Raw genomic sequence first — 1,825 nt, 5'->3', positions numbered from 1 at the left:
CAGTTAAACTACCCATCAGACACTGTCCCTGATCCGGATCACGGACCCAGGTTAGACATCCAGCACGACCAGACTGGTATTTCAACGACGACTCCCACGACACTGGCGTGCCGCTTTCACAGTCTCCCAGCTATCCTACACAAGCCGAACCGAACACCAATATCAAACTGTAGTAAAGGTCCCGGGGTCTTTCCGTCCTGCTGCGCGAAACGAGCATCTTTACTCGTAGTGCAATTTCACCGGGCCTATGGTTGAGACAGTCGAGAAGTCGTTACGCCATTCGTGCAGGTCGGAACTTACCCGACAAGGAATTTCGCTACCTTAGGATGGTTATAGTTACCACCGCCGTTTACTGGCGCTTAAGTTCTCAGCTTCGCCCGACCGAAATCGGACTAACCGGTCCCCTTAACGTTCCAGCACCGGGCAGGCGTCAGTCCGTATACATCGCCTTACGGCTTCGCACGGACCTGTGTTTTTAGTAAACAGTCGCTTCTCGCTGGTCTCTGCGGCCACCCCCAGCTCAGGACGTACAGCCCATCACCAGGTGTGGCCCCCCTTCTCCCGAAGTTACGGGGGCATTTTGCCGAGTTCCTTAACCATAGTTCACCCGAACGCCTCGGTATTCTCTACCTGACCACCTGAGTCGGTTTAGGGTACGGGCCGCCATGAAACTCGCTAGAGGCTTTTCTCGACAGCATAGGATCATCCACTTCACCACAATCGGCTCGGCATCAGGTCTCAGACACATGCAGGGCGGATTTGCCTACCCCACGTCCTACACCCTTACCCCGGGACAACCACCGCCCGGGCTGGACTACCTTCCTGCGTCACCCCATCACTCACCTACTAACCGCTTGGTCCGGCGGCTCCACCACTCCCCTCAACTCCGAAGAGATCAGGGCGGCTTCACGGCCTTAGCATCACGATGCTCGATGTTTGACGCTCCACAGCGGGTACCGGAATATCAACCGGTTATCCATCGACTACGCCTGTCGGCCTCGCCTTAGGTCCCGACTTACCCTGGGCAGATCAGCTTGACCCAGGAACCCTTAGTCAATCGGCGCACACGTTTCTCACGTGTGAATCGCTACTCATGCCTGCATTCTCACTCGTGAACCGTCCACAACTACCTTCCGGTGCTGCTTCACCCGGCACACGACGCTCCCCTACCCATCACAGCCTCCGTTGGGAGTCATGCTGCAATGACACGACTTCGGCGGTACGCTTGAGCCCCGCTACATTGTCGGCGCGGAATCACTAGACCAGTGAGCTATTACGCACTCTTTCAAGGGTGGCTGCTTCTAAGCCAACCTCCTGGTTGTCTCTGCGACTCCACATCCTTTCCCACTTAGCGTACGCTTAGGGGCCTTAGTCGATGCTCTGGGCTGTTTCCCTCTCGACCATGGAGCTTATCCCCCACAGTCTCACTGCCGCGCTCTCACTTACCGGCATTCGGAGTTTGGCTAAGGTCAGTAACCCGGTAGGGCCCATCGCCTATCCAGTGCTCTACCTCCGGCAAGAAACACACGACGCTGCACCTAAATGCATTTCGGGGAGAACCAGCTATCACGGAGTTTGATTGGCCTTTCACCCCTAACCACAGGTCATCCCCCAGGTTTTCAACCCTGGTGGGTTCGGTCCTCCACGAAGTCTTACCTCCGCTTCAACCTGCCCATGGCTAGATCACTCCGCTTCGGGTCTTGAGCGTGCTACTCAGATCGCCCTCTTCGGACTCGCTTTCGCTACGGCTACCCCACCCGGGTTAACCTCGCAACACACCGCAAACTCGCAGGCTCATTCTTCAAAAGGCACGCAGTCACGAGAA

Annotated in this window: 1 rRNA gene; it reads right to left on the bottom strand. The window is 56.5% G+C overall.

Going from position 1 to position 1,825, the window contains the following annotated elements:
* A 23S ribosomal RNA gene (locus ACIRPX_RS45885) occupies positions 1-1,825 on the bottom strand; the annotation flags it as partial.

The sequence above is a fragment of the Streptomyces sp. NPDC101225 genome, from assembly GCF_044767585.1.
In the GTDB taxonomy this organism is placed as follows: Bacteria; Actinomycetota; Actinomycetes; order Streptomycetales; family Streptomycetaceae; genus Streptomyces.
This window is presented reverse-complemented; position numbering and strand designations above follow the sequence as displayed.